The organism is Streptomyces sp. NPDC002125 (genome assembly GCF_053593715.1).
On sequence record NZ_JBSFDD010000013.1, the window covers coordinates 101,101 to 119,775 of the forward strand.

Below are 18,675 nucleotides of genomic sequence, written 5' to 3' on the forward strand. Positions count from 1 at the left end.
AAGGGGCCGGATGATCCGGCCCCTTCGGTTCACACGCACAGCCGCCCTGCGGCGGTCAGCTCTCGTCGGACGAGGACGAGGCCGTCTTCCTGGCCGCGGTGGTCGTCTTCTTCGCGGGAGCCTTCTTGGCGGTGGCCGTCTTCTTCGCGGCCGCCGTCTTGGTGGCGGTCGCCTTCTTGGCGGTCGTCGTCTTCTTCGCGGCGGTCGCCTTCTTCGCCGGCGCCTTCTTGGCCGGAGCCTTCTTGGCCGTCTTCTTCTTGGCCGGCCCCTTGGCCCGCTTCTCGGCGAGCAGCTCGTAGCCGCGCTCCGGCGTGATGTCCTCGACGCTGTCGTCGGTCCGCAGCGTCGCGTTCGTCTCGCCGTCCGTGACGTAGGCGCCGAAGCGGCCGTCCTTCACGACCACCGGGGCACCGCTCACCGGGTCCGTGCCGAGCTCCTTGAGCGGCGGCTTGGCGGCGGCCCGCCCGCGCTGCTTCGGCTGGGCGTAGATCGCCAGCGCCTCGTCGAGCGTGATGTCGAAGAGCTGGTCCTCGGAGGTCAGCGAACGCGAGTCCGTGCCCTTCTTGAGATACGGGCCGTAGCGGCCGTTCTGCGCGGTGATCTCGACACCCTCGGCGTCCTCACCGACGACCCTGGGCAGGGACATCAGCTTGAGCGCGTCGGCCAGAGTCACCGTATCGAGCGACATGGACTTGAAGAGCGAGGCCGTCCGCGGCTTGACCGCGTTCTTGCCCGTCTTCGGTGTGCCCTCCGGCAGGACCTCGGTGACGTACGGGCCGTAGCGGCCGTCCTTGGCGATGATCTGGTTGCCGCTGACCGGGTCCGCGCCGAGCTCGAAGTCGCCGCTCGGCTTGGCCAGCAGCTCCTCCGCGAGCTCCACGGTCAGCTCGTCGGGCGCCAGGTCCTCCGGCACGTCCGCGCGCTGGTGGCCCTCGGAGTCCTTCTCGCCCCGCTCGATGTACGGGCCGTAGCGGCCGACGCGGAGCTTGATGTCGTTGCCGACGGGGAACGAGGAGATCTCCCGGGCGTCGATCGCGCCGAGGTCCGTGACGAGCTCCTTGAGCCCGCCGAGGTGGTCCCCGTCGCCGTTGCCCGCGTCGGAGGCCGCACCGGCGCCGGCCGTACCGTCGCCCTCGCCGAAGTAGAAGCGGCGCAGCCACGGCACGGACTGGGCCTCGCCCCGCGCGATGCGGTCGAGGTCGTCCTCCATGCGGGCGGTGAAGTCGTAGTCGACGAGCCGGCCGAAGTGCTTCTCCAGCAGGTTGACCACGGCGAACGAGAGGAACGACGGCACCAGGGCCGTGCCCTTCTTGAACACGTAGCCGCGGTCCAGGATGGTCCCGATGATCGAGGCGTACGTCGACGGACGGCCGATCTCGCGCTCTTCGAGCTCCTTGACCAGCGAGGCCTCGGTGTAGCGGGCCGGAGGCTTGGTGGCGTGGCCGTCGACCGTGACCTCGTCGGCGGTCAGCGCGTCGCCCTCGGCGACCTGCGGCAGCCTGCGCTCGCGGTCGTCCAGCTCGGCGTTCGGGTCGTCGGCGCCTTCGACGTACGCCTTCATGAAGCCGTGGAAGGTGATCGTCTTGCCGGACGCGGAGAACTCGGCGTCCCGGCCGTCGCTCGCCCGGCCACCGATCTTCACTGTGACGGAGTTACCCGTGGCGTCCTTCATCTGGGAGGCGACGGTCCGCTTCCAGATCAGCTCGTACAGGCGGAACTGGTCTCCGGTGAGGCCCGTCTCCGCCGGAGTGCGGAAGCGGTCGCCGGAGGGGCGGATCGCCTCGTGCGCCTCCTGCGCGTTCTTGACCTTGCCGGCGTAGGTGCGCGGCTTGTCGGGCAGGTAGTTCGCCCCGTACAGCTGCGTGACCTGCGCCCGGGCCGCGGAGACCGCGGTGTCCGAGAGGGTCGTGGAGTCCGTACGCATGTAGGTGATGAAGCCGTTCTCGTACAGCTTCTGCGCCACCTGCATCGTGGCCTTGGCCCCGAAGCCCAGCTTGCGGCTCGCCTCCTGCTGGAGGGTCGTCGTGCGGAAGGGGGCGTACGGCGAGCGGCGGTACGGCTTGGACTCGACCGAGCGGACCGCGAACGCGGAGTCGGCGAGTGCGGCGGCCAGGGCGCGGGCGTTCTCCTCGTCCAGGTGCAGCGTCTGGGCGGAGCCCTGCTTCAGCTGTCCGTCGGGACCGAAGTCACGGCCCTGCGCGATACGGCGCCCGTCGACCGCGCTGAGGCGGGCGGTGAGCGTCGAGGGATCGGACGCGTCACCGGTGCGGCCGGTGGCGAAGGTGCCCGTCAGGTCCCAGTACTCGGCGGAGCGGAAGGCGATGCGCTCGCGCTCACGCTCGACGACGAGACGGGTCGCCACGGACTGGACCCGGCCCGCGGAGAGCCGCGGCATGACCTTCTTCCACAGGACCGGCGAGACCTCGTAGCCGTAGAGACGGTCGAGGATGCGGCGGGTCTCCTGGGCGTCGACCATGCGCTGGTTGAGCTCGCGCGGATTGGCGACGGCGGCCCGGATCGCGTCCTTGGTGATCTCGTGGAAGACCATGCGGTGGACCGGGACCTTGGGCCTGAGGACTTCCTGCAGGTGCCACGCGATGGCTTCGCCCTCGCGGTCCTCATCGGTGGCGAGGAAGAGTTCGTCGGATTCGGCGAGGAGCTGCTTGAGCTTCCTGACCTGGGCTTTCTTGTCTGCGTTGACGACGTAGATCGGCTGGAAGTCGTTTTCGACGTCCACGCCGAGGCGGCGTACCTCACCGGTGTACTCGTCCGGCACCTCGGCGGCGCCGTTCGGCAGGTCGCGGATGTGCCCGACGCTCGCCTCGACGACGTATCCGGGGCCGAGGTAGCCCTTGATCGTCTTCGCCTTGGCAGGCGACTCGACAATGACGAGTCGGCGGCCTGCGGTCTCGCTGGTCGGGGACAACTTCGCTCTTCTCTCCGGTCGGCACTCGTGGGCATCCGGGCAGCGCTCTGACGCTGCTCGCGGTGCTGTCGCTGCGGAGTGTGACGGTACAACCCGCCCCCGTGTCAAACGGCAAAAGCCCGCAACGGCCACTCGAACGGTAACCCGACTTCCGCCATTCCTGCCGCCCGGACTGCCCGGTCCGCTCCCCGCGGTGCCGCCGCCTGCGGGTTTCACCGCCCCGTCGGGGGACCCGGCGGCCTGATGCCCGGCGGCCTTCAGGCCCCTCCGGAGAAGTGGATCAGATGCGGGTGAAGCACCACACGCCGAGGACGAGGAAGAGTACGCCGAAGAGCGTGGCGAGAGCGGTGGAGGCGACGGGGCTCACGCCGAGTGCCACCGGCGCACGCTGGATGGTGCGCGCCCCCGTCCAGACGAGGAGGGCCGTGCCGAACAGGCTGAATGCCGTACCGGCGAAGGCCGCGGTGACGCTCTCCATGTCCGTACCCCTCACATTCCGGCCATCGGCTGCCGGCAGGCCCGGGGCCCTCGGCCCGCCGGTGCCGCTCGGCACACGGGAGGCTGCCACTCCGGAGCGTCGTCGGCACGAACCCTGGGTGAACACCGCGCACCCACCTGGGGAACGGTCCTGTGCATACCCCGTGGACCGACCGGGCGCGCGCACCGGGCGGATACGTATGCGCTGTTCAGAAGGGTTACGAGCACCGGAGCACGCAGCTCCGGAGCCGGAACGGAGCCCGGTGAGGGGCACCCTCCGTTCACCGGACGGGATCGAGGAAGCCTTCCTCCACCAGAACCCGGATCGCCTGCGGCGTGCGGTCACGCAGCAGCACCGGGTCCTCGGCCATCAACTGGGCGATGGCGTCCAGAATCCGGCCCGCGGGCAGCGAACCGTCGCACACGCCCGCGAAGCCGGCGCCGACCGCGTCGACCTTGGTCGCCCGCCGCATCCCGCGGTGCTGACGCAGCACCACATGCTCAGGATCTTCGGCACCCGGCAGCCCGACCTGCTCCTGGACGACCTCCTCGGCGAGGGTGAAGTGCGCGGCCAGCAGCGCCGCGTCGTCGTGTTCGCGCAGATAGTCCTGCCTCGCGAAATGGGCCTCGACGGCATCCCCGAGGGGCTGTTCCACCGCGTGCGGCCACTCCTCCACGACGACCGAGGGGCTTCCCGCCGCGGCCGCGGCGGACTTCCGGAGCGTGATCCAGCCGAAGCCGACGGACTTGGTGCCGCGGGCCTCGAACTCGTCCAGCCAGGCGGCGTACCGCTCGGCGTAGAGAGCGGGGTCGCTGCGGTGGTCCCCGCTGTCCCTGAGCCAGAGCTCGGCGTACTGCGTGATGTCCTGCACCTCGCGCTGCACGATCCAGGCGTCACAGCCGCCGGGAACCCAGGAGCGCACCCGGTCCTGCCACTCCTCGCCGTCCACGTGCTGCCAGTTGGCCAGGAACTGCGCGTATCCGCCCTCGTTGAGCCGGTCTCCCGCCTGCCGCACGAGGGTCGCGCACAGATCGTCGCCGCCCATGCCGCCGTCGCGGTACGTCAGCCGGGCACCGGGCGAGATGACGAAGGGCGGGTTGGACACGATCAGGTCGTACGTCTCCGTGCCGACCGGCTCGAACAGCGAGCCTTCCCGCAGGTCGGCGGGGGCGGCGCCGGAGAGAGCGAGGGTGAGGCGGGTGAATTCCAGCGCACGCGGGTTGACGTCCGTGGCCGTGACCCGGGTGGCGTGCTGGGCGGCGTGGAGCGCCTGGATGCCGGAGCCCGTACCGAGATCGAGGGCGGAGTCCACGGGCCCCCGCACGGTGATCCCGGCGAGCGTGGTGGACGCCCCGCCGACACCGAGCACGACGCCCTCCTCGTGGGAGCCGATGCCACCGGCACCGCCGACCGCGCACCCGAGGTCGGAGACGATGAACCAGTCCTCGCCCTCGGGCCCGCCGTAAGGCCGCACGTCGACGGTGGCACGGACCGTGGCGCCGTCGCGGATCACCCAGCCGTCCTCCAGGCACTCCTCCAGCGGGAGTGCGACGGCGGCGGCGTCCGCCGGGACGGGGCGCTGGAGAAGGAACAGCCGCACCAGCGTGTCGAGCGGCGCGTCCCCACGGGTGGCCCGGAGCGCGGGGACGGTCTCACTGCGGGCGAGCGCGGCATACGCGGGCGCGCCGAGCCGGTCGAGGAGACCGTCGGCGGTGAAGGCGGCGGCGATCAGGGCTTCGCGGAGCCGGGGGCTGCGGTCGGATGCGGGGAGGCTGCTCTTACTCACCCGCCCATTGTGGCCGCTCCCACCGACAACGGCAGCGGCCCGGCGCCCACGAGGGGCGACCGGGCTGCCACGGACGTGCCCGCGGCACGGCTTCCGGCTGGGCCGGACCGCCTGTCGCGGCGGCTTCCCGCTCGCCGTCACGGCGTGCGGGCCGCCTCCCCGGCCTTGCGGGCATCCGTGGACCGTCAAGGACCGGCCGCCGGCCTCAGGGCCTCCCGACCACAGTCATGGACGCCCCGATGAACGTCAGGTCGCCCTGACGACCGTCAGGACGTCCCAAGGCCATCGGGGCCTGGCGATGAACGTCAGGGCCCTGGTGATGGCCGTCAGGACTTGCCGATGCCCATCAGGACTTGCTGAGGCCGTCAGGACTTGCTGATGGCCGTCAGGACTTCTCGCTCGCCGAGGGCGAGGCGGACTTCTCGGCGGAGCCGGCCGGTGCGGCTGCGGGCGAGGCCGAGGCCGTCGGCTTCTGGCAGCCCTTCTGCTTGGCCATCGCCGAACCGACCTCGCCGGACTGAAGCTTCTTCAGGGCCTGGTCGCCGTTGGTGCTGATCTTGTTCAGCTCGTCGGCGATCCCCTTGAGGCCGTCGGCGAACGCCGCCTGGTCCTTCGTGTCGAGGTCGTCGACCTTCGTCTTCAACTCGGCATAGGCCGCGGAGGAGGCGTTCAGCTCCTTCACCGCCTCCTTCTGTGTGGTCTCGCCACCGTCCACGGGCGGCGGCCCCGCCGAATTCACGGCCGTGCCCAGTGCCTTGTACGCCTGCGAGATCTGCTGGAAGGCGGCCGAGTCGGTGGCCTGGACGTCGGCGGGCTTGCTGTTGTCGGCCGTCTGCTGCTGGATCGACGCGTTGGCGTTCGCGATCTTCTGCAGCTGCGGCTGAACCTGGTCGCAGACCTTCTTCGCCCAGTCGTTCACCTTGTTGTCGCTGTCGTCGCTGCAGCCCGACAGCGTCAGTACGAGTACCGCACCGCCGGACAGTGCGGCTGCAAGCTTCTTGTTCACCGGATGGGGTCCCTTCCAAGGCTCTCGGCCCCGGAACTTACACGCCAAGTGGGCGACATTCAGGCGCCGGGCATCCGATATGTATTCTTTTGAAGCCATTTGCACCAAGGAGAATGAGGGAGATACAACTCACCCACTCCCTCGGACATCCGTACGAGCCACGGTCTGCCGACCGAGACTCGTCGGAGACGGGCAGGGGCGGACACGGGCAGCGGCGGACAGCACGTCAGAACGTGCCGTCCGCCGCTTCGCTGAGCAGGTATCACCCACGCGACCGCAGGTCACGGGCCGTACGCGTCACGAAACAGCCGCTGGGCCGGTCGACTTGACGGGGTTGCCTCCGTCACCACCGCCACCGCCCGGACCGTCGTCGTCGCCCACCGCGATCCCCCGCCGCTTGGACACATGGACGGCGGCGATGACGACGGCGATGGCGATCACGGCCACCACAGCCCGTACGACCGCGCTGGCATCGTCGCCGTAGCTGAACTGCACCACCGCCGGTGCGATGAGCAGAGCCACGAGGTTCATCACCTTGAGGAGCGGGTTGATGGCCGGCCCGGCCGTGTCCTTGAACGGGTCGCCGACCGTGTCGCCGATCACCGTCGCGGCGTGGGCCTCGCTGCCCTTGCCCCCGTGGTGCCCGTCCTCGACGAGCTTCTTGGCGTTGTCCCACGCACCGCCCGAGTTCGCCAGGAAGACGGCCATCAGGGTGCCGGTGGCGATCGCTCCGGCGAGATAGGAGCCCAGGGCACCGACCCCGAGGGTGAACCCGACCGCGATCGGCGCCAGAACCGCGAGCAGACCGGGCGTGGCGAGCTCGCGCAGGGCGTCCTTGGTGCAGATGTCGACCACGCGCCCGTACTCCGGCTTCTCCGTGTGGTCCATGATCCCGGGGTGTTCCCGGAACTGCCGCCGTACCTCGTAGACCACGGCCCCGGCCGAACGGGAGACCGCGTTGATGGCCAGCCCGGAGAAGAGGAAGACGACCGCGGCGCCGAGGATCAGGCCGACCAGGTTGTTCGGCTGCGAGATGTCCAGGCTCAGCCCGAGCTCCCCCGCCCGGGCGCCCACGTCGTCGACGGCCGTGGCGATGGCGTCCCGGTACGAGCCGAAGAGGGCGGCCGCCGCCAGGACCGCCGTGGCGATCGCGATGCCCTTGGTGATGGCCTTGGTGGTGTTCCCGACGGCGTCCAGGTCCGTGAGGACCTGCGCGCCCGCACCTGTGACGTCCCCGGACATCTCGGCGATGCCCTGGGCGTTGTCGGAGACCGGGCCGAAGGTGTCCATCGCGACGATGACACCCACCGTGGTGAGCAGACCGGTACCGGCCAGGGCCACCGCGAAGAGCGCCAGCATGATCGACGTACCGCCGAGCAGGAACGCACCGTAGACGCCGAGCCCGATCAGGAGGGCGGTGTAGACGGCGGACTCCAGCCCTATGGAGATGCCGGCGAGGACGACGGTCGCGGGACCGGTCAGCGAGGACTTCCCGATGTCCCGGACGGGGCGGCGGCTGGTCTCGGTGAAGTAGCCGGTGAGCTGCTGGATCAGGGCGGCCAGCACGATCCCGATGGCGACCGCGACCAGGGCGAAGACCCGGGGGTCGCCGCCGTGCGAGGTGATGGCGCCGTCGGTGACCCCGTCCAGCTCCGCGTACGAGGCGGGCAGATAGACGAAGACGGCCACGGCCACCAGGACCAGTGAGATCACCGCGGAGACGAAGAAGCCTCGGTTGATGGCGCTCATCCCGCTGCGGTCCGCACGCCGGGGAGCGACCGCGAAGATCCCGATCATCGCGGTGACGACCCCGATCGCCGGGACGATCAGCGGAAAGGCCAGTCCCGCGTCCCCGAAGGCGGCCTTGCCCAGGATGAGCGCGGCCACGAGCGTCACGGCGTACGACTCGAAGAGGTCGGCGGCCATGCCCGCGCAGTCACCGACGTTGTCGCCCACGTTGTCGGCGATCGTGGCGGCGTTGCGCGGGTCGTCCTCGGGGATGCCCTGCTCCACCTTGCCCACGAGGTCGGCACCCACGTCGGCGGCCTTGGTGAAGATGCCGCCACCGACCCTCATGAACATCGCGATCAGGGCGGCGCCGAGGCCGAATCCCTCCAGCACCTTGGGCGCGTCGGCGGCGTAGACGAGCACCACGCAGGAGGCGCCGAGCAGGCCGAGGCCCACGGTGATCATTCCGACCACGCCCCCGGTACGGAAAGCGATCTTCATCGCTTTGTGCGAAACGGCGGTGAGATCCTTTTCCGGTTCCCCCTCGGCGGGGGTCGCCTCACGCGCGGCAGCGGCGACGCGCACATTACTGCGGACGGCGAGCCGCATACCGATGTATCCGGTGGCCGCCGAGAAAAGCGCACCGACCAGGAAGAACAGCGAGCGCCCGACGCGCTGCGACCAGTTGTCGGCCGGAAGCAGCAGAAGCAGGAAGAACACGACGACGGCGAAGATGCCGACGGTACGCAGTTGCCGGGCCAGATAGGCATTCGCGCCTTCCTGGACGGCAGCCGCGATCTCTTTCATACGATCGGTGCCTTCACCGGCCGCCAGCACCTGGCGTACGAGCAGCTGGGCGACGACCAGCGCGGCAAGGGCGACGACCGCGATGAAGACGACGATCAGCCGGTTGCCATCGGTGAGTGCTGCGGCCGCGATTGCGGTGGACCGGCCGGAAGGTACGGGAACGTGCGTCAGTTCTGTCAGTGGGGTGTTGAGGAACTCCGCCATACGTCCTCCTTGACGCTGAGCGCTCAAGACGTGGACGGATTGTAGGGAGCAGAACCTGATCAAAACAGTGGGTGGTCAATGAAATCGACTTTCGTCCACCCAATGGCAAATGATCTCGGATGCGATTGAACCCGAATGCAGTAATGGGGCAGGCGCATGGCGTGCACAGAATTGCAGGAGATCATTGATCAAGGGAAAAGAAAAAAGGCCCTGCTCAGCAGGGCCGGAGACCGTGATCGCGTTCACGACATCGTGATCGGCTCCACGGCCATGTACCTTCCACCGTCCGGAACACGAGGCGCCGTCCGGAACACGAGGCGCCGTCCGGAACACGATGCGCCGTGCCGTGGCGGGAAGCCCGCGGGACGGGGCTGGGCAGGGGGCAGCAACGTACGGAACGGGGCGGGGCACGCAGAACCGGGAGACGCACGGGCCGGGGTGAGCCGGGCGGAGCCGCTCGGCTCAGGGAAGCACCACGGCCGAGGCCGTAGGCCAGGTCATACGGATCACGCCGCCGTCGGTGCCGGACAGGACCTCGACATCGTCGACCAGGCCGCTGATGACCGCGAGGCCCATCTCGTCCTCGCTGTCGGCCTCGGTCTCCGGCTCGTCAAGCCCTCTGCCACCGGGCGCGCCCGGCTGCGAGGCGTCGCTTCCCGGAGCGGGAAGCCCGTCGCCGACCTCGATGGAGAACGCTTTCTCCTCCTCGATCAGAACGACCGCGACCGGGGCGGTGATGCCATGGCTACGATGCAGGCCCACGGCACGGCTGCACGCCTCGCCGACGGCGAGTCTGACCTCGTCGAGCACCGCCTCATCGACGCCTGCCCGGCGCGCCACGGCGGCTGCCACGAGGCGGGCCGTCCTGACGTGTTCGGGCTGAGCGCTGAAGCGGAGTTCAACGGTTGGCATGCCATCCCCCTCAAACGTACGGACGTGCATCTCAGGGGCCCCGGGCGTGGCGCCCGGCACCCCTGCTCTCATCCTTCTCCGGGAACCGACGAAGCCGGCAGCCGACCCCACGGGCCGACCACCTGCTCATGACGGCCGTCTGCTGCCGCCTGCCGGTCTGTCACCGTCTGCCTGCCGACCCTGGAGAGGCCGGCCTGCGCCCACCGTCAGTCGGTGGCGGCGACAGCCTCGTCGACCGTGGTGTGAATGGGAAACACCTTGGTCAGACCTGTGATCCGGAAGATCTTGAGAATGCGCTCCTGGTTGCACACCAGGCGCAGCGAGCCCTCATGGGCCCGGACACGCTTCAAGCCGCCCACGAGCACGCCGAGGCCGGTGGAGTCGAGGAAGTCGACGCCTTCCATGTCGACAACCAGGTGGTAGCTGCCGTCATTCACCAACTCGACCAACTGCTCGCGCAGCTTGGGCGCGGTATACACATCAATCTCGCCACCGACCTCGACGACCGTACGGTCGCCACCAGGGCCGGACACATTGCGAGTCGACAGGGACAGGTCCACGGATCCTCCAGCACCTTGCTATCGAGCGGTCGCCCCTCGGTCTCCCCGACGGAGGCCAGGGGACGGATCGCCAGCCGCGATGGCATTCAATCACTTACCAGCAGCCATGCACGACGCCTTGGGACCATTGTCCGTCATGCCAGTGACACACTCGGTGCCGATGGCCAAGAATCACCGCCCCAGCCGACCACCTGAGAACCCGGGCTCGCGCCCCTCTCCCACGGTGGTTCTCGACCGGCTCGCCGCTTCGGCGGGCCGGGCAGCGCGCATCACTCATACGGAGCACTTGCCCCCGCGTGCGGGAACCCATGCCATCTGGCCGGACCGCATCCGGCCGGAAGTGATCTCGGCAATCTCCCGGGCCGGAATCGACCATCCGTGGACGCACCAGGCCACGGCCGCCGAGCACGCGCTGGACGGCGAGTCGGTCGTGATCGCCACCGGAACGGCGTCCGGCAAGTCGCTCGCCTACCTCGCGCCGGTGCTGAGCACCCTCCTGGACGGCTCACAGGCCCCGAACGGCCGTGGCACGACCGCGCTCTACCTCGCCCCCACCAAGGCGCTGGCGGCCGACCAGCGCCGCGCAGTGAAGGCCCTGGCGGCACCCCTGGGCTCCGCGGTCCGCCCCGCGGTCTACGACGGTGACACGCCGGTCGAAGAACGCGAATGGGTGCGCCAGTACGCCAACTACGTCCTGACGAACCCCGACATGCTGCACCGGGGCATACTCCCGTCCCACCCCCGCTGGGCGTCCTTCCTGCGCTCCCTCCGCTTCGTGGTGATCGACGAGTGCCACACCTACCGGGGTGTCTTCGGCTCTCATGTCGCCCAGGTGCTGCGCCGTCTGCGCCGCCTCTGCGCGCGGTACGGCTCCGACCCGGTCTTCCTCCTGGCCTCCGCCACCTCGGCCCAGCCCTCGGCGGCCGCGGGCCGCCTCACGGGCCTGCCCGTCCGGGAGGTCGCCGACGACGCCTCACCCCGGGGCGAGATGGTCTTCGCCCTCTGGGAGCCGCCGCTGACCGAGCTGCACGGCGAGAAGGGGGCCCCCGTACGCCGTACCGCCACGGCCGAGACCGCCGACCTCCTCACCGACCTGACCCTCCAAGGCATCCGCTCGGTCGCCTTCGTACGCTCCCGGCGCGGCGCCGAGCTCATCTCCGTCATCGCCAAGGAGCGGCTCGCCGAGGTGGACCGCTCACTGCCCGCGCGGGTCGCCGCCTACCGCGGTGGCTATCTGCCGGAGGAGCGCCGGGCCCTGGAGCGCGCCCTGCACTCCGGCGACCTGCTCGGCCTCGCCGCTACGACCGCCCTGGAACTCGGCATCGACGTCTCGGGCCTGGACGCCGTGGTCATCTCCGGCTATCCGGGCACCCGTGCCTCCCTCTGGCAGCAGGCCGGCCGCGCCGGGCGCGCGGGGCAGGGCGCCCTGGCCGTCCTGGTGGCCCGGGACGACCCGCTCGACACCTTTCTCGTCCACCATCCCGAGGCGCTGTTCCAGCAGCCCGTGGAATCCACGGTCCTGGATCCCGACAACCCTTACGTGCTCGCGCCGCACCTGTGCGCCGCCGCCGCGGAACTCCCGCTCACCGAAGCCGACATCGCGCTCTTCGGCCCAGCGGTGCCGGAGCTGCTGCCGCAGCTGGAGGCCGCGAAACTGCTGCGCCGCCGTACGACCGGCTGGCACTGGACCCGCCGCGAACGCGCCGCGGATCTCACGGACATCCGTGGCGGAGGCGGCCGCCCTGTGCAGATCGTCGAGGAAGGCACCGGCCGGCTGCTGGGGACCGTCGACGAGTCAGCCGCGCACACCGCCGTTCACGAGGGTGCCGTGCACCTCCATCAGGGCCGGACCTATCTGGTCAGGAAGCTGGATCTGGAGGATTCGGTGGCCCTGGTCGAGGAAGCCGTGCCTCCGTATTCGACCAATGCCCGCGACACGACCGCGATCACCGTCCTCGAGACCGACACCGAGATCCCATGGGACGACGGCCGGCTCTGCTTCGGTTCCGTGGAGGTCACCAACCAGGTCGTCTCCTTCCTTCGTCGCAGGCTCATCACCGGAGAGGTCCTTGGCGAGACCAAACTCGATCTGCCGCCCCGCACCCTGCGCACCCGCGCCGTGTGGTGGACGGTCACCGAGGACCAGCTCGACGCCGCCAGGATCGGTCCCGAGATCCTCGGTGGAGCCCTGCACGCGGCGGAGCACGCCTCCATCGGGCTGCTGCCGCTCTTCGCCACCTGCGACCGCTGGGACATCGGTGGCGTCTCCGTCCCGCTGCACCCCGACACGCTCCTTCCGACGGTCTTCGTCTACGACGGCCACCCCGGCGGTGCCGGATTCGCCGAACGCGCGTTCCACACGGCCCGTACGTGGCTGACAGCAACACGGCAGGCCATCACGTCCTGCGAGTGCGACGCGGGCTGCCCCTCCTGCATCCAGTCCCCCAAGTGCGGCAACGGCAACGATCCTCTGCACAAACGAGGCGCCGTACGCCTCCTGACCGAACTCCTCAGGACCGCACCACCGGACCCCGAGGAGGGCGCCCCGGGGTCCGGCGACCCCACGGAGCGTGGTCCCCAGGAGAGCGGGCAACCGGATTCGGACGAAGGCTGAGTCCAGCCGTCTCAGCCGGTGCTCCCGTTGATATCGGCGTCGCCGAACGCGCCGGCGCCGGTCCCTCGGCCTCCGGAGGCCCCGCTCGCGACCTGACCTCCGGTGCGTAGGGACCGAAGCGCGCGCGAGCGGTCACATCGGCGATCTCCCCTTGGACCGCGCACCGCACGACTTCCGCGCCCTGGGCCACGGCGACCTCGGTCGCCGCCCCGCAGGCGGTCTCCGCGCCCAGGAGCGCCCGGTCGGCTGCCGCGAGCGCTGCCAGGTCCGCCGCAGCACCGGCCTTGTGGCGGGCGGCCACGGCCTGGCCGAGAGCGAGCACCATCGCGAACACCGCGCAGAGTGTCGCTGTGGTGACCGCCACCCAGACCGTCGCCAGGCCCTGGTCCCCGCTCCCCGATCCGAGCCTCCTCACTCTCACGGGTCCACCCCCACCGTGTCCTCGGCCAGCGCGACCGCCTCGGCTTCGAGGGTCAGAGCCAGCGGCCCGGGCCCGGGCGTCGGCGCCTCGACCCGAACCCGCCACATCTTCCCCGCACGCTCCACCGAGACCTGCGCCCTGCTCGGTGCCGCCTCCCTCGCCGCGGACAGGACCTCGGCCTCCGGCTCCGAGCGGGCCGCGGCCCGCGCCCCGGCCCTCGCCGCGTCCACACAGCGGATCTGGTCAGACGCGGCAACCAGAGCCCAGACGAGTGCCAGGACAAACGCCACCAGCACGGGAAGGGCCATGGCAGCCTCAGCGGCCACGGCTCCCCGGTCGCCGGTCCGGCCCCCCGGGGATGCCTCAGAACTTCGCATCGAGCGCATTCTTGATCAGCGACTGCAACGCCGACAGCACGGCACCGCTCGTCACCACCTTGTAGAGCACCGCCGCGAACGCACAGGCGGCGATCGTGCCCACGGCGTACTCGGACGTCGTCATCCCCCGGTCGAGGCCACCGCACCGGACGTGTGTGCCGAACCTGCTCTCCCAGGCGAGGTGTACCGCATCTGCCATCCGGCGCATGACTTGCTTACTCATCGCGACCCCCGTGTTGTGTCGTACAGAAATTGATCAGGAACTTGGTCAGTAACGCCGGTTCGGAACGCCGGTTCGGAACGCCGGTTCGGAACGCCGGTTCGGAACGCCGGTTCGGAACTCCTCGGCTCAGAGGCACGGATCGGATGCGGCTGTCGAGCTCCAGACCGCCCACCACCGAGCTCCGGTAAGAAGGCCGTTCATCTGTGGTGCAGCAGACCGCCGGCCAGCCCGATCACCACCGGCGCCACCCCGACCGCCAGGAACGCGGGCAGAAAGCAGAGCCCGACCGGTGCGGTGATCAGCACACCGGCACGCTGGGCACGCGCCACCGCCGCACTCGCCCGCTCGGCGCGTATCTCGTCGGCCAGTCGGGACACCGGCTCTGCCGCCGGGGCTCCCGTGGTTCCGGCCCTCTCCAGGCAGCGCGCCAGTGCCGCGGCGCCCGGTATCTCACCGAACCGTCCCCACGCTTCGGCAGGTTCGCCTCCGAGCCGGATCTCTGCTGCCGTCCGAGCCAGCACGTCGCCGACCGGGCCTCCCATCGACTCTCCGACCGCCTCCGCCGCGTCCCGAGGCCCGGCGCCCGCCGAGATGCAGGCGGCCAGCAGATCAGCGGCAAGCGGCAACTGCCGGGCAACCAGGGCGGCCTCGGCCTCCCGCAAGGCAGCCCCTGGCGCCTTCCCGGTGCGCTGCCATCTCCACACCCCGTACGCCGCAGCAAGACCCACACCGCAGCCGGTCAATCCACCGACGAGGATCCAGCAGACCGCCCAGGCGCCGAGGGGTGCCGCCCATCGCCGGGCACGACCGGCACCTCCCAGGCCCGATGCCCGCAGGCCCGGCCACCCTGGCCCAGGCCGGTCCGAGCGGGCACCCGTCAGCAACACCCCCCGCCGCCGTATCGTCCGCTCGTGCCGCCGCGCGGTCATCACGAGGGCGAGATACACAGCGGTCCCGAGCACCGCCCCCACCACTCCGACCGCGCTCAGCCGTTCTCCCGCCTCGGGCCCTGTGCTCATGCCGTCTCCCCCGCGCTCACGATCCGCGACGCCCAGAACAGCCCGGCGGCCTCCAGCAGGCCGCCCGTCATCAGGCAGACCAGACCTCCTGGACTGTGCAGCAGCACCCCCAGCGGATCCGCTCCGAGCGCTGCTCCCAGCCCCAGTCCCACCACCGGCAGCAAAGCCAGCACGACGACCGTCGACCAAGCACCGGCCAACTGGGCGCGGAGTTCTTCCCTTCGGCGCCGCTCAGCCCGCAGAGTGCCCTCCAGGCGATCCAGGCCCGCCGCGAGGCCGGCCCCGCCGTCGACGGCCACCCGCCAGCACGCGGCCATCCCCGCGAGCCCTTCGAGGCCCGGACCTGCCGCCGCCTGACGCAGAGCCCCCGGCACATCTCCACCGAACCTCGCGGCTGCCAGCACTGCGGACTCGGCAAGGCCCAATGCGCCGGCGCTCCGCCCCGCGACGAGCAACGCCTGCCCCGGCTCACGCCCGGCCCGGAGCTCGCCCACCACCGCCCCGCAGAGAGCCGTGACCGCATCGGCGGCCTGCTCACGCTCCCTCCGCCGTGCCCTGCGCCGCACCCAGCGACGCACCAGCGGAATCGCCACGGCCCCCGCGAGCAGCGGCAGCACCGATTCACCCAGTAGCGCGAGAAGGACCGCCACAGGGGCGCACAGCCATTCCCGATGCCCATCGAGAACCCTGCGGATCCTCGCCCATCCCGCCGCGCCGAACGGCAGCTCCATCCGGCCCCGCGCCATCAGCACCCGTGCCCGCCGCGCCCCCGGGTCCCGCGCGGCAGCGATACAGCCGGCCACTCCGGCGCAGCCCGCCATCACCCACACCGGCGCCTGCGTCAGCGCGCCGGAGACCGCCGCCGTCATGAGTGCAGCCCGATCAGTGCCCCGAGCCGCTCCCAGCCCCGCTCCGGCACGAACCCTTCCGCGTCCCATCGCAGCGCGGGCACGGTGACCACCAGGCCCGCCGGGTCCCGCTCGAGCACATGCACCTCGGAGAGGCGCCTCTGCCCGCCCCGGTCCCGTACGAGATGGACCACCACGGAGAGCGCGGCGGCCAACTGGCTGTGGAGGGCCGCCCTGTCGAGCCCCGCGGCCGTTCCCAGTGCCTCGAGCCGTGCCGGGACATGCTCTGCGGCGTTGGCATGGACCGTCCCGCAACCGCCCTCATGTCCGGTGTTCAACGCTGCCAGGAGATCAGTCACCTCGGCGCCTCGGACCTCGCCCACCACCAGCCGGTCCGGACGCATGCGCAACGCCTGGCGCACCAGGTCCCGGAGCGTCACTCTGCCCGCCCCTTCCTGGTTGGCGGGGCGCGACTCCAGGCGCACCACATGTGGGTGATCGGGGCGCAATTCAGCCGAATCCTCGGCCAGCACGATGCGCTCGCGCTCGCCGACCGCACCCAGCAGACTCGACAGGAGGGTCGTCTTTCCCGCTCCGGTCCCTCCGCTGATCAGATACGAGACCCGGGCCCGCACCAGCGCCCCGAGCACCCGGTCACCGCCGGGCGGAAGCGTCCCGGCCTCCACGAGCTCCGCCAGTGTGAACGCCCTCGGCCGCACCACCCGCAGCGAGAGACACGTCGAGCCGACGGACACCGGCGGCAGGACCGCGTGCATGCGCGTTCCATCGGGGAGCCGCGCGTCCACCCATGGCCTTGCGTCGTCCAGCCGGCGCCCCGCTACCGCGGCGAGCCTCTGCGCCAGCCTCCGGACGGCCGCCGCGTCCGGGAACGTGACTCGGGTCAGCTCCAGGCCTCCGCCCCGGTCCACCCACACACGGTCCGGAGCGGACACCAGGACATCGGTCACCGCCGGATCGGCCAACAGCCTTTCCAGCACTCCCGTGCCGACCAGCTCGCCGCGCAATTCCTCGGCAACACCGAGGACTTCGGCGTCCCCCAGGAGACGTCCCTGCTCCCGGAGCGCGGCAGCGACTCCGGCCGGGGTCGGCGCCGCCCCGCTCCGGGCCAGCCGCTGCCGCACCGCGTCGAGAAGCGCGTCGGTCATGACGTCCCCCCACCGGTGTGCAGGGCAGGGACGCCCTCGATGTGGCCCGGCGCATCCGCCCTGTCCCAGAACTCCTTGCAGAACCGGGCCAGCACTCCGCGGGAGTTGGCGCCCGGGGGCAGCCCGCTGTCCTGGGCCGCCGACAGCCCCGGCTCCGTGGGCAGGTCCCCGACAAGGGGGAGGCCCAGGGCATGCGCCACCCACTCCTCGTCCAGGCCCGCCGTATAGGGACCACGGGCGACGACCCTCAGGTCCTCCAGGACCGCCCCGGCCGCAGCCGCCACCCGCTGGGCAGCCGCCACCGCCCTCAGCTCACCGGGCACGACCAGCAGCCCTACGTCCAGCTGCGCCAGCGCCTCCGCCACACCTTCGTCGACCCGGCGCGGCAGATCCACGACGACCACTCCGCCGAGCCGACGCGCGGCAGCCAGCACCGATTGCATGGCCTGCGGAGGAACGGTCGTCGCCTCGCCCCTGCCCCAGCTGAGCACGCGCAGACCATGGAGCGCGGGCAGGGACTCTTCCAGCGCCCCGCCGCCCACCCGCCCTTTGGAACGGGCGAAATCCGGCCATCGAAGACCTTCTGATTCCTCTCCTCCCAGCAGGACATCGATGCCGCCGCCCAGAGGATCCCCGTCGATCAGCATGGTCCGCCTGCCCGACCTGGCCGCCGTCACCGCCAGGGCACAGGCCAGCGTCGATGCGCCGGAACCACCGCGCCCTCCCAGCACTCCCACGGTCAGCGCCGACCGACCCACGCCCTCCGCCGCATTGGCGATCTGGTCGACGAGCCAGCCTTCGGAATCAGGCAGCCGCAGCACGTATTCGGCCCCGATCTCCACGGCGCTCCGCCATACGTCCGGGTCGTCCTGATCCCGCCCGACCAGCATGACCCCGCGCCTTCTCGGCACCCCGCGGCACCGCGAAGCCGCGTCGTCGCCCACCAGAATCAGTGGGGCCCGCTCCCAGCAGCCTCGCTCCTCAGGCGGTCCGTGACGCACCTCGGGCACCACCCCGGCCGCCGCGCAGAGCCTGAGCAGATCGTCCAGCAAATCCGCGTCCTCGGTCACAATCATCGGTCCGCCGCCCAGCCGTTCGGCGCTCGGCAGACCTACGTCCGCGAAAGATCCAGCCACGATCTCCGCCCCCTTCTCACTGCCCCTTCAGTGCGGTTTCGCGGCGGCCTCGGACCGTTCCGAGATGCGCGATTCCGGAACCCGTGGACTTCACGGGTGGAATCAACATGCAACGGCTCGGAAAAACATGTGGATCTTGCTCAAAAACTGTGGATAACCACAACGTTGTGAATATCTCGGTAGCTCGTACAGGGGACTTTCGGAGCGCAGCCCTTCCGCTACGCACCGTGACGAGCGATGATCGTGGAAGCCCGCGAGAGCGAAGGGCCGAAGAGGCGCAAGGAGGCGCAGGAGCCGTGGACGAACACCGAAAAATGCGTCCGGACATGCGACGACCCCCGCCGGGGGGGGAGAGCGGGGGTCGTCCCCACGGCCGACTCGGGGGGGAGGAGTCGGACCGGGTTAGCACGGTCGCGAACGATCCGTGACTTCCATGGTGTACCCGAGCACCTTCTCAGGCAAAC

15 protein-coding genes are annotated in these 18,675 nt (G+C 70.7%); 1 reads left to right on the forward strand and 14 read right to left on the reverse strand.

Annotation, left to right across the window (positions count from 1 at the left end; genetic code table 11):
• Positions 1 to 55: 55 nt before the first annotated feature.
• The 7 genes from topA to ACWCQM_RS22575 form a co-directional block, all read right to left on the reverse strand.
• The gene (gene topA / locus ACWCQM_RS22545; protein WP_450916946.1) at positions 56 to 2,926 is read right to left on the reverse strand and encodes a type I DNA topoisomerase; all 2,871 of its coding nucleotides are present in this window, start codon (positions 2,924 to 2,926) and stop codon (positions 56 to 58) included.
• Positions 2,927 to 3,206: 280 nt separating this feature from the next.
• The gene (locus tag ACWCQM_RS22550; protein WP_450916947.1) at positions 3,207 to 3,404 is read right to left on the reverse strand and encodes a hypothetical protein; all 198 of its coding nucleotides are present in this window, start codon (positions 3,402 to 3,404) and stop codon (positions 3,207 to 3,209) included.
• A gap of 280 nt (positions 3,405 to 3,684) precedes the next feature.
• A complete protein-coding gene (locus tag ACWCQM_RS22555) occupies positions 3,685 to 5,190 on the reverse strand; it encodes a DUF7059 domain-containing protein (protein WP_450916948.1) in 1,506 nt (501 codons plus the stop codon).
• 385 nt (positions 5,191 to 5,575) lie between these two features.
• Positions 5,576 to 6,196 carry a small secreted protein gene (locus ACWCQM_RS22560; RefSeq protein ID WP_267074972.1) on the reverse strand — a complete coding sequence of 207 codons (621 nt, stop codon included), beginning with the start codon at positions 6,194 to 6,196 and terminating at the stop codon, positions 5,576 to 5,578.
• A gap of 297 nt (positions 6,197 to 6,493) precedes the next feature.
• A complete protein-coding gene (locus ACWCQM_RS22565; RefSeq protein WP_450916949.1) occupies positions 6,494 to 8,935 on the reverse strand; it encodes a sodium-translocating pyrophosphatase in 2,442 nt (813 codons plus the stop codon).
• Positions 8,936 to 9,397: 462 nt separating this feature from the next.
• On the reverse strand, positions 9,398 to 9,847 hold the full coding sequence (locus tag ACWCQM_RS22570; protein WP_450916950.1) for an ATP-binding protein: 450 nt from the start codon (positions 9,845 to 9,847) through the stop codon (positions 9,398 to 9,400).
• A gap of 206 nt (positions 9,848 to 10,053) precedes the next feature.
• A complete protein-coding gene (locus tag ACWCQM_RS22575) occupies positions 10,054 to 10,407 on the reverse strand; it encodes an STAS domain-containing protein (protein WP_003967428.1) in 354 nt (117 codons plus the stop codon).
• A 79-nt stretch (positions 10,408 to 10,486) separates the two neighbouring features.
• Here ACWCQM_RS22575 and ACWCQM_RS22580 point away from each other — a divergent pair, with 79 nt between their 5' ends.
• Positions 10,487 to 13,021: a DEAD/DEAH box helicase gene (locus ACWCQM_RS22580; protein ID WP_450916951.1), complete on the forward strand. Its 2,535-nt coding sequence runs from the start codon at positions 10,487 to 10,489 to the stop codon at positions 13,019 to 13,021.
• Here ACWCQM_RS22580 and ACWCQM_RS22585 read toward each other — a convergent pair.
• From ACWCQM_RS22585 to ssd, 7 genes are all read right to left on the reverse strand, one after another.
• A complete protein-coding gene (locus ACWCQM_RS22585; protein WP_450916952.1) occupies positions 12,918 to 13,547 on the reverse strand; it encodes an Rv3654c family TadE-like protein in 630 nt (209 codons plus the stop codon). The two genes, ACWCQM_RS22580 and ACWCQM_RS22585, sit on opposite strands and share 104 nt — an antisense overlap.
• The gene (locus ACWCQM_RS22590; RefSeq protein WP_450916953.1) at positions 13,439 to 13,768 is read right to left on the reverse strand and encodes a TadE family type IV pilus minor pilin; all 330 of its coding nucleotides are present in this window, start codon (positions 13,766 to 13,768) and stop codon (positions 13,439 to 13,441) included. Before ACWCQM_RS22590 ends, ACWCQM_RS22585 begins: the two co-directional genes overlap by 109 nt.
• A 37-nt stretch (positions 13,769 to 13,805) precedes the next feature.
• Positions 13,806 to 14,042, reverse strand: coding sequence for a DUF4244 domain-containing protein (locus ACWCQM_RS22595; protein ID WP_450916954.1), 237 nt, complete (start codon positions 14,040 to 14,042; stop codon positions 13,806 to 13,808).
• Positions 14,043 to 14,239: 197 nt separating this feature from the next.
• Positions 14,240 to 15,061, reverse strand: coding sequence for a type II secretion system F family protein (locus ACWCQM_RS22600; RefSeq protein ID WP_450916955.1), 822 nt, complete (start codon positions 15,059 to 15,061; stop codon positions 14,240 to 14,242).
• Entirely contained in the window at positions 15,058 to 15,930 is an 873-nt protein-coding gene (locus ACWCQM_RS22605; RefSeq protein ID WP_450916956.1) for a type II secretion system F family protein, read from the reverse strand. Before ACWCQM_RS22605 ends, ACWCQM_RS22600 begins: the two co-directional genes overlap by 4 nt.
• The gene (locus ACWCQM_RS22610; protein WP_450916957.1) at positions 15,927 to 17,075 is read right to left on the reverse strand and encodes a TadA family conjugal transfer-associated ATPase; all 1,149 of its coding nucleotides are present in this window, start codon (positions 17,073 to 17,075) and stop codon (positions 15,927 to 15,929) included. The genes ACWCQM_RS22605 and ACWCQM_RS22610 overlap by 4 nt, the downstream gene beginning before the upstream one ends.
• On the reverse strand, positions 17,072 to 18,211 hold the full coding sequence (ssd, locus tag ACWCQM_RS22615; RefSeq protein WP_450916958.1) for a septum site-determining protein Ssd: 1,140 nt from the start codon (positions 18,209 to 18,211) through the stop codon (positions 17,072 to 17,074). The genes ACWCQM_RS22610 and ssd overlap by 4 nt, the downstream gene beginning before the upstream one ends.
• Positions 18,212 to 18,675 lie beyond the last annotated feature (464 nt).